Annotated in this window: 10 protein-coding genes; 2 read left to right on the top strand and 8 right to left on the bottom strand. The window is 65.1% G+C overall.

Annotated elements, in window-relative coordinates; all coding sequences use genetic code 11:
• Positions 1 to 133: 133 nt before the first annotated feature.
• The 7 genes from AC0L3A_RS39290 to AC0L3A_RS39260 all read right to left on the bottom strand — a co-directional run bounded on the left by AC0L3A_RS39290 (position 134) and on the right by AC0L3A_RS39260 (position 6,623).
• Positions 134 to 760, bottom strand: a complete 627-nt coding sequence (locus AC0L3A_RS39290) for a methyltransferase family protein (RefSeq protein ID WP_007600907.1) — start codon at positions 758 to 760, stop codon at positions 134 to 136.
• A 30-nt stretch (positions 761 to 790) separates the two neighbouring features.
• Positions 791 to 1,822 (bottom strand): NAD-dependent epimerase/dehydratase family protein, encoded by a 1,032-nt coding sequence (locus tag AC0L3A_RS39285; protein ID WP_007600908.1) that lies wholly within the window; start codon positions 1,820 to 1,822, stop codon positions 791 to 793.
• A gap of 29 nt (positions 1,823 to 1,851) precedes the next feature.
• Positions 1,852 to 2,388, bottom strand: coding sequence for an Mpo1 family 2-hydroxy fatty acid dioxygenase (locus AC0L3A_RS39280; protein WP_007600909.1), 537 nt, complete (start codon positions 2,386 to 2,388; stop codon positions 1,852 to 1,854).
• 154 nt (positions 2,389 to 2,542) lie between these two features.
• Positions 2,543 to 3,214 carry an OmpA family protein gene (locus AC0L3A_RS39275; RefSeq protein ID WP_007600910.1) on the bottom strand — a complete coding sequence of 224 codons (672 nt, stop codon included), beginning with the start codon at positions 3,212 to 3,214 and terminating at the stop codon, positions 2,543 to 2,545.
• Positions 3,214 to 3,630: a hypothetical protein gene (locus tag AC0L3A_RS39270; RefSeq protein ID WP_007600911.1), complete on the bottom strand. Its 417-nt coding sequence runs from the start codon at positions 3,628 to 3,630 to the stop codon at positions 3,214 to 3,216. Before AC0L3A_RS39270 ends, AC0L3A_RS39275 begins: the two co-directional genes overlap by 1 nt.
• Before the next feature lie 88 nt (positions 3,631 to 3,718).
• Complete coding sequence (locus tag AC0L3A_RS39265; protein WP_007600912.1) at positions 3,719 to 4,009, bottom strand: type II toxin-antitoxin system HicB family antitoxin; 291 nt, start codon at positions 4,007 to 4,009, stop codon at positions 3,719 to 3,721.
• A gap of 7 nt (positions 4,010 to 4,016) precedes the next feature.
• The gene (locus AC0L3A_RS39260) at positions 4,017 to 6,623 is read right to left on the bottom strand and encodes an ATP-dependent helicase (protein ID WP_007600913.1); all 2,607 of its coding nucleotides are present in this window, start codon (positions 6,621 to 6,623) and stop codon (positions 4,017 to 4,019) included.
• Between the two features lie 241 nt (positions 6,624 to 6,864).
• On the opposite strand from AC0L3A_RS39260, the gene AC0L3A_RS39255 reads away from it, so the two are divergent.
• Positions 6,865 to 7,038, top strand: a complete 174-nt coding sequence (locus AC0L3A_RS39255; protein ID WP_007600914.1) for a DUF1328 domain-containing protein — start codon at positions 6,865 to 6,867, stop codon at positions 7,036 to 7,038.
• A 5-nt stretch (positions 7,039 to 7,043) separates the two neighbouring features.
• On the opposite strand, the gene AC0L3A_RS39250 is transcribed toward AC0L3A_RS39255, so the two are convergent.
• Complete coding sequence (locus AC0L3A_RS39250; protein WP_007600915.1) at positions 7,044 to 7,550, bottom strand: thioesterase family protein; 507 nt, start codon at positions 7,548 to 7,550, stop codon at positions 7,044 to 7,046.
• Positions 7,551 to 7,638: 88 nt separating this feature from the next.
• Here AC0L3A_RS39250 and AC0L3A_RS39245 point away from each other — a divergent pair.
• Positions 7,639 to 8,412 (top strand): FAD-binding oxidoreductase (locus tag AC0L3A_RS39245; RefSeq protein ID WP_473256423.1); only part of this gene is annotated, 774 nt, incomplete at its 3' end.

Genomic DNA, 8,412 nt, shown 5'->3' with positions numbered 1-8,412 from the left:
GCGTGCGACCTCAGTTCCGGGCAATCCTCGCCAAACCGCTCCCTGGGGTAATGGGTCCTGGCTTTCGCCAGGACGACTCCGGAGGTGCAGCTGCGCTACGCTTGCGATGACAGCGTTGAAGCGATACCCGCTCTTACCGCGGCGACAGGAACGGGATGATCATCGGCACGCGGCGGCAATAAGCGCCGTAGGCGTCTTCGCCGAGCTCCTTGGACAGGAACACTTCTTCCATTCGGCCCTTCTGCCACATGCCGAGCGAGATCAGGATCGCGCCGAGCATCGCAGTGACCGTGCCGACCGCGATGCCGGTCACCAGCATGCCGAGGATCAGGCCGGTGTAGATCGGATGGCGCACGATGCCGTACGGGCCGGTGTCGATGACGCGGTGGTCTTGCTTGTGGGTGATGGTGTTGGACCAGAACTGTCCGAGATGCAGCCGTCCCCACCAGGTGAAGGAGATGCCGGCCAGCACGATCAGCGCCACGACGTAGACGGCTGTATTGCTGAACACCCAGAGCGGCTTCTCACCGAGCACCTCGGCGGTCCAGGGCGTGAACAGGATGCCGCCGACCAGGATCGGGATGCGATAGCGGCCGGACTCCAGCGTCATCACCTGCTTCTGGGTACGGCCCTGCCAGAACGAGGCGCCGACCCAGCTTGCGAGCCAGGCGAGCCAGATCAGGGCGAGCAGTTGCGTGGGCCAGGTCGTGGTCCAACCACCCCAGGCGACCGAGAGAAGCTTGCTGAAATCGAAGGACATGCGGAAAGGTTCTTTGGGTTGGGCGGCAGCTCAGCTGGCGCGCGAGGAGAGCGCGTGATGCTCGATGGCGCCGGAGGCAAGCGCGCCGCCGCGGGCGAGAAGATGGGTGATGGTTTCGCGCAGGACCGGCTCGATCGGGCGCGGCGCGTAGCCGAGCTCGGTGCGCGCCTTGCCGATCGAGAGGTCGCTAGCGGCGAGCGCGATGCGCACGCCCTCGGCAGTGCCGTTGGGCGGCCGGCGCGTGATACGATCGGAGAGATATTCGAGCATGATGCCCGACAGCTCGGCCATCTTGCCGGGAACGACGACCGGGAATTGCCGGCGGCCGCTCATCGCGGACATCATCCGCAGAATCTGGCCGAGCCTGACGCAGTCGCCGCCGAGGATGTAGCGCTGGCCGTTACGCCCGCGTTCCATGGTCAGCGCGAGGCCCATGGCGACGTCGCGGACGTCGACGAGATTGACCGGGAAGTCGAGATGCGGCTGCACTTTCTTCTGCAGGAAGTACCACAGCATCGCGGTCGGCGGCGTCAGATTATGATCGGCGGCACCGATCGGCATGGTCGGGGTGCCGATCACCAGCGGGAAGCCTGCGGCTGCGGCCTTCGCGGCGCAATGCTCGGCCAGCGATTTCGACCGCGTGTAGGCGCCCGGCATCGCATCGGCCGGCTGCAGCGCCTCTTCGGCGGGAACACCGTTGAGGTCGGAATAGGGGAACAGGATCGATTCCGTCGAGCAGTGCAGGAAGCGCGAGACCCCGCGCTTCATCGCGGCCGCGAGCATGATCTCGGTGCCGCGGCAATTGACATCGTGAAAGGCCTGCTTGTCGGCGACCCACATGCCGGGCAGGCCGGCGAGGTGATAGACCTGATCCACACCCGCCATCGCGGCATCGACCGCGGCGCCGTCCAGCACCGAGCCACGGGCATATTCAACGTCGGCATACGGCGTGGCCGGCGCACGAACATCGAGAACACGCACCCGCTGCCCACGGGCGCGGAGCGCTTCTACGAGATGATGTCCGATGAAGCCGCTGCCACCGGTAACCAGTACGAGAGCCATGCAGAAGGTTTGCTGTTTCGCGTCTAGAACTATCGGGTTGAAAGGGAATTGGTCGGAACTGGCGCCAGAATCGCGGCAAGGTCGCGACGGAAGCCCAATGCAATGAATAATTTTGCCATGACAAACATCGGTCCAAGCAGGAAATGCGTGGGGTGGTCGACCATCGACGGCTGCCGCTCCTCGAAAACCTTGTGGCCGACGACCTGCGCAGTGACGCCAAGTCCGATCAGCACCGCAAAAATCGACCACATCATGACGATCGAGACCTGATTGCCGATCGCGGTTGCGACCAAAAGCAGCACGATCATCGCGGCGAGGATGCCGAGCCCGATCCCGGCGTCCAGCATCAGCCAGTAGACCAGCACCGGCAGGGCAAGAATTACGGCCAGGCTGACCTCGATCCCGAACAGCGGGAAATGCACCTGCGTCAGCGGCAGCACAGCACCGGTGAAGAGCAAGAGGATGCCGACCACGTGCATCGCGCAGTTCCAGGGATCGCGATGATATTCGACGTAGTCGGCCAGTTGGTGTTGAAAATAACTGGCCATCTCGGTCTCGTGCAGCATGGGGTCGGGGAGGACGAAAAAAGCCTATAGCACCTGATAGGGCGGTGCACAAACCGGCGCGATTGTCGCGCGAGGCCGCGCCGTCGCGCTGTGAGACAGGTCACAAAACGATCGGGACTTCAAAGGGTTCCGTCAGGCGCCGTGGCGCGTCCGCTCAGTGCTTCCTAGCGGGCTTTTTCGCCGCAGGCGCAGGTGTCGCAGCCGGATGCGCAGGCGCTTCCTCCGGTACCTTGGCATAGGTCAGGATTTGCAACTGGCCGTTGACGACTGAGCTTGGCTTGGCGCGGTCGAGAAACTGCTCCTCGCCGAGGCCGATCGGATGCAGCCGCTTGGTCGAGATCTTGAACGTGTTCACCAGCACGTCGCGAATCGCGTCCGCCCGGCGCTGGCTCAGGATCGCGTTGGCCTCGCGCGTCTTCGCGTTGGATTCCACGTGGCCGACGATCAGGAACGTGTAGGGCAGCAGCGCGGCATGGACCAGCGCGTCGGCGAGGCGGCCGACGGTCTGGTAGGACGCCGGCTGGATGATCGGAGTGTCGGCGTCGAACTGGATCTGCGCGGTGAACGTCGGCAAACTGGCCAGATCAGGCGCGATCAACGGCCGGTTCACCGGACCCGGATCGTTCTTGATCCTGGCCTTGGCCCGCTCCATCACCTGCAGCTTCAGCGCGGGGATATCGATCTCGGCGGGCTGTTCGAAATGGTTGAGCTTGCCGACGATGTCGTCGCGGGTCGGCGGCGCCGTCTGCGCCTCGGCTGTGCCCGCGAGCAAAGCGAGGCCAAGCGCGATGCATATTCCGGCGGTGGTAAGCCTGTTCGCTGGCATCACCGATACCCCGCGTCGTCGACGGCCTTCAGGCAGTTGTTGCTGATGCCCTTGGGCGTCGAGATCAGGCAGGGGACCGCCTTGCTGGTCTCCTTGGTCGAGCCGCCGCAGACCTTGACGATCTCGCGCTGGCAGGCGTTCGCCACCGTGACGCGGGCAGCGACGCGCTTCTGGATCGCATCGAAGGCGCCGAGATAGTCGCTCTGGCACTGCTGCGAGAGCACGTCGCGGTTGCGCGACAGGCACTCCTTCAGGCGGGTCGAATCCGGGTTGACGCCGCGGCAATTGGCGACGATTTCCGCGCCGCAACTTTTCGCCAGCAGCCCGATCGCATCGCCAAAGCTCATGGTCTCCGCCGCCGCAAGCGACGGCATACCCAATGCCAGCAAGATCAGTGTGATGGAGCCCCGGACCATGGCCGCATCTGATACGGGGAAGTTCGCGGGGGTCAAGAGGCGTTCGGGCGAGAAGTGTCGAGAGTCCGACCAGTGCGGCGAACAGTCCTCACTCCGTGGCCTCAGTGAGGGGCGGCCATTCGATCAGGGCGACCGTGTGCTTCGCGAGGTCGTCGGCCACATCCGGGTCGGCCTTGAGCTCGTCCAATGTCCGCGGCGGGGGAAGCTGGCGGCCGTCCGCGATCAGTTCCTGTGCATAGAACGCGAGTGCCTCGGGCGCATTCTCCAGGGCCTCATCGACGTCGTCGCCGCCGGAAATGCAGCCGGGCAGGTCGGGAAACCACACGCCGACGGCTTCGTCCGGGCCGGCGTCCTCGATGATGGCAATGTAGTGCGGCATGCAGGCCTCACGCCCGCTGCACAAAACTGTCCACGACCTTCTTTTCCCCCGCCTTGTCGAAGGCGATGGTGAGCTTGTTGCCGTCGATCTTGGTGACGCGGCCATAGCCGAATTTCTGGTGGAAGACGCGGTCGGAGAGCGAGAATTCCGAGGTCGTGCCGGTGGATTTGGCCACCAGCTCGCCCTCGATCGTCAGGGGCCCCCGACGGCGCGAGGAGAAGCTGCCGAAATCGGGCGAGGACGACTGGGACGAAAACGACGAGGCCTGTTCCTCGAAGCTGCCGCGGCCGCCATTACCGCCCCCGCCGCCGCCGCGATTGCGATTGGCCTGGGCGCGCTGCCAGCCGGGGGTCGAATAGGTGGAGCCGAACGCTTCCATGTCGTCGAAGCGGGAGGCGCCGTAGCCGCCAGTGCCGCCCCAGGCCGAGCCGCCCTTGGATTCCGTGATCTCGACATTGGCCGCGGGCAATTCGTCGAGGAAGCGCGAGGGGATCGTGGTCGACCAGGTGCCATGGATCCGCCGATTGGTGGCAAAATAGATTTTGGCGCGGCGGCGGGCTCGGGTCAGGCCGACATGACCGAGCCGGCGCTCTTCCTCAAGGCCGGCGCGGCCCTGTTCGTCCAGCGTCCGTTGGCTCGGAAACAAGCCTTCTTCCCAACCCGGCAGGAACACGTTGTCGAATTCCAGCCCCTTGGCCGAATGCAACGTCATCAGCGACACCGCGTCCTCATCGGCGCCGCTGTCGCGGTCCATCACCAGCGAGATGTGCTCCAAGAACCCTTGCAGGTTCTCGAACTCCTCCATCGAGCGCACCAGCTCCTTGAGGTTCTCGAGCCGGCCCGCGGCGTCCGCCGAACGGTCCTTCTGCCACATCTCGGTGTAGCCGCTCTCGTCGAGCACGATCTGGGCGAGATCCGTGTGCGACGTGACCTCGCGCTGGGCGCGCCAGCGGTCGAACTGGGCGACGACGTCGCGCAACGAGCCGCGCGCCTTCGGCTTCAGCTCGTCGGTCTCGACCACCGCGCGCGCCGCTTCGAACAGCGGAATGCGGCGCTTGCGGGCGTGATCGTGCAGCATCTGCACGGTGGCATCGCCAAGGCCGCGCTTGGGCGTGTTGACGATGCGCTCGAAGGCGAGATCGTCGGCCGGTGAATTGATGACGCGCAGATAGGCCAACGCATCGCGGATTTCGGCGCGCTCGTAGAAGCGCGGGCCACCGATGACGCGATAGGGCAGGCCGAGCGTGACGAAGCGGTCCTCGAACTCGCGCATCTGGTAGGAGGCGCGAACGAGAATCGCGATCTCGTTGAGTTTGTCGCCCTGGCGCTGGATCTGCTCGATCTCCTCGCCGATGCCGCGGGCTTCCTCTTCCGAATCCCACGAGCCCGTCACCGTGACCTTCTCGCCGTCATGGTCCTCGGTGCGCAGCGTCTTGCCGAGCCGGCCCTCGTTGTGGGCGATCAGGTGCGAGGCGGCGGCGAGGATGTGGCCGGTCGAGCGGTAGTTGCGCTCGAGGCGGATGACCTTGGCGCCGGGAAAATCATGGTCGAAGCGCAGGATGTTGTCGACCTCCGCGCCGCGCCAGCCATAGATCGACTGGTCGTCATCGCCGACGCAGCAGATGTTCTTGACGTGGGGGGCAGCGAGTTCCGTCATTCCGGGGCGATGCGTAGCATCGAACTCCGGTGCGCGATCGCGCACCTGAGAATCTCGAACGGCAGACTCATCTCCGGATTCCGGGTTCGGCTCTTCGAGCCGCCCCGGAATGACAGTGGGCGAGGTTGGCTTCGTCGGTGCCTGCGACAATAGCCGCAGCCACAGATACTGCGCGACGTTGGTGTCTTGATACTCATCGACCAGGATGAATTTGAAGCGCTGCTGGTACTGCCGCAGGATATCCGGGTGCTCGCGGAAGATGCGGATGTCCTCGAGCAGCAGATCGCCGAAATCGGCGGCGTTCAAAATCTTCAACCGCTCCTGGTAGCTCGCATAGAGCTTGCCGCCCTTGCCGTTGGCGAAGATGGCGGCTTCGCCCGACGGCACCTGCGACGGCGTGAGGCCGCGGTTCTTCCAGCCGTCGATCAGGCCGGCCAGCATGCGCGCGGGCCAGCGCTTGTCGTCGATGTTGTCGGCTTGCAGCAGCTGCTTCAACAGCCGCACCTGATCGTCGACGTCGAGCACGGTGAAGTTCGACTTGAGCTGCGCCAGTTCGGCGTGGGTGCGCAGGATGCGTCCGCCGATGGAGTGGAAGGTGCCGAGCCACGGCATGCCTTCGACGGCATGGCCGAGCATCTGGCCCAGCCGGTGCTTCATCTCGCGCGCGGCCTTGTTGGTGAAGGTCACCGACAGGATTTCGGAGGGGCGGGCGCGGCCCTGGCTCAGGATATGGGCGATGCGCGTGGTCAGCACGCGGGTCTTGCCGGTGCCGGCGCCGGCCAGCACCAGAACCGGCCCGTCCAGCGTCTCCACAGCCTCGCGCTGCTCCGGATTGAGCCCGGACAGGTATTGCGGGCCCACCGAGGCGCGCGCGCGCGCGGCAATGCCACCGGCTGCGGGCTGGTGGTCGGGGACGCTCTGGGACGTGATCTTGCTCGGCTCGGTCATGCGAATCATTTGCCCCACGTTGGCACCGCGGGGTGGTGAAAGGGGAGCCTTCTTAACAGGGATTGGTCCCTATATGGGGCCGCGGACGGGGGTTTTCCACGTGCGCGGAAAGCCAATTTGTTCCTGCGGGTCAGGCGAATTTCCGGCCCCAGCGGCCCGGAACCATTGTTCCGAGTTGGCGATTGGTTCTGCAAGTGAGGCGCGTCAGCCGCGCCGATCGCAGACAGACATCGAAACAGAGGTTCGGACCATGCTTAGCTGGGTTGTGACGTTTCTGGTTATCGCCTTGATCGCCGGTATCCTGGGCTTTGGCGGCCTCGCCGGCGCGTCGATCGAAATCGCCAAGATCATCTTCTTCATCGCGGTCGTGCTGTTCCTGGTCTCGGCCGTTGTCGGTCTGGCCCGCGGCCGTAACAGGGTCTAGCGCGCTTACCGCTTCGAGGGCATCGCCACGTTCCGGCCGATGCCCTCGGGCCGCGGTACGGCACTGTGGGCCTTGACCACCGCTGCGATGCGCTCGCGGATGTCTGGCGGAAACGCCGCCACCTTTCGTGAGCCCATGTCGATGTGAAGCGACATGTTTTCGGAGGTCGCCGACAACCAGCCCTCGGTGGCGTGCCGCAGCTCCTGGAATGTGTGCAGCCGCTTGTCGTCGGCCTCCAGCAGCCAGACCGAGACCTGCACGGGATCGCCCAAGTGGATTTCGCGCAAATACCGCACGTGGCACTCGGCAGTGAAGGTCGAGCCGCCTCGCTCCTTCATATAGCCCGGCCCGATCCCAAGCGTCAGCCACATCTGGTCGATCGCGCGGTCGAACATCACGTTGTAATAGGCCATGTTGAGGTGGCCGTTGTAGTCGATCCATTGCGGCTCGATCTGCATGATCGAGGCGCGGAACGGCTCGGCATCGGGCGCAGCGGTGACAGTGTCCGGCATGTGTCCTTCCCCAGCTATGCGTCCGGTCGCTTGACTTGACCGGTTAGATGTCCTTTGCCACGGTCTCTTCTCGTCGGGAGGAATTTCCGTGGGTACGACCATCACCAATAATCCGCCGCGGCCGGCGCCGAAAGCCCTCGCGACCGCGCTGGAGCAGCTTGCCGCACGATTCGGCAACCGCCTCATCACGTCGCAGGCCGTCCGCGAGCAGCACGGCCACACCACGACGTGGATTCCCAACCAGCCGCCGGACGGCGTGGTGATGGCGCAGGAGACCGCCGACATCCAGGACGTGGTGCGGATCTGCGCGAAGAACGGCGTCCCCGTCATCGCCTTCGGCACCGGCACTTCGCTCGAAGGCCAGGTCAATGCGCCCGCGGGCGGCATCTCCATCGACCTGCGCGACATGAACAAGGTGCTGGCGGTGCACGCCGAGGACCTCGACTGCGTGATCCAGCCCGGCGTCACCCGCAAGGCGCTGAACGAGCATCTGCGCGACCAGGGCCTGTTCTTCCCGATCGACCCCGGCGCTGACGCTTCGCTCGGCGGCATGGCCTCGACGCGGGCTTCCGGCACCAATGCGGTGCGCTACGGCACCATGCGCGACAGCGTGCTGGCGCTGAAGGTCGTCCGCGGTGACGGCGAGATCATCACCACGGGCACGCGCGCAAAGAAATCGTCGGCCGGTTACGACCTGACGCATCTGTTCGTCGGCGCCGAAGGCACGCTCGGCATCATCTCCGAATTGACCATCCGCCTGCGTGGCATTCCCGAGACGATCGCAGCCGGCGCGGTGTCGTTCGAGACCGTGCATGGCGCGTGTCAGGCCGTGATCCTGGCGATCCAGACCGGCATTCCCGTG

It is taken from the genome of Bradyrhizobium sp. MI1.3 (assembly GCF_055811695.1).
Note: the sequence above shows the minus strand (reverse complement) of the source record. Positions and strands in the feature narration are given on the sequence as shown.

What these genes read in the sequence shown, in the direction of transcription:
- AC0L3A_RS39290 (WP_007600907.1), bottom strand. Translation starts at nt 760, where the DNA reads ATGTCCTTCGATTTCAGCAAGCTTCTCTCGGTCGCCTGGGGTGGTTGG.
- AC0L3A_RS39285 (WP_007600908.1), bottom strand. Translation starts at nt 1,822, where the DNA reads ATGGCTCTCGTACTGGTTACCGGTGGCAGCGGCTTCATCGGACATCAT.
- AC0L3A_RS39275 (WP_007600910.1), bottom strand. Translation starts at nt 3,214, where the DNA reads ATGCCAGCGAACAGGCTTACCACCGCCGGAATATGCATCGCGCTTGGC.
- AC0L3A_RS39255 (WP_007600914.1), top strand. Translation starts at nt 6,865, where the DNA reads ATGCTTAGCTGGGTTGTGACGTTTCTGGTTATCGCCTTGATCGCCGGT.
- AC0L3A_RS39260 (WP_007600913.1), bottom strand. Translation starts at nt 6,623, where the DNA reads ATGATTCGCATGACCGAGCCGAGCAAGATCACGTCCCAGAGCGTCCCC.
- AC0L3A_RS39270 (WP_007600911.1), bottom strand. Translation starts at nt 3,630, where the DNA reads ATGGTCCGGGGCTCCATCACACTGATCTTGCTGGCATTGGGTATGCCG.
- AC0L3A_RS39250 (WP_007600915.1), bottom strand. Translation starts at nt 7,550, where the DNA reads ATGCCGGACACTGTCACCGCTGCGCCCGATGCCGAGCCGTTCCGCGCC.
- AC0L3A_RS39265 (WP_007600912.1), bottom strand. Translation starts at nt 4,009, where the DNA reads ATGCCGCACTACATTGCCATCATCGAGGACGCCGGCCCGGACGAAGCC.
- AC0L3A_RS39280 (WP_007600909.1), bottom strand. Translation starts at nt 2,388, where the DNA reads ATGCTGCACGAGACCGAGATGGCCAGTTATTTTCAACACCAACTGGCC.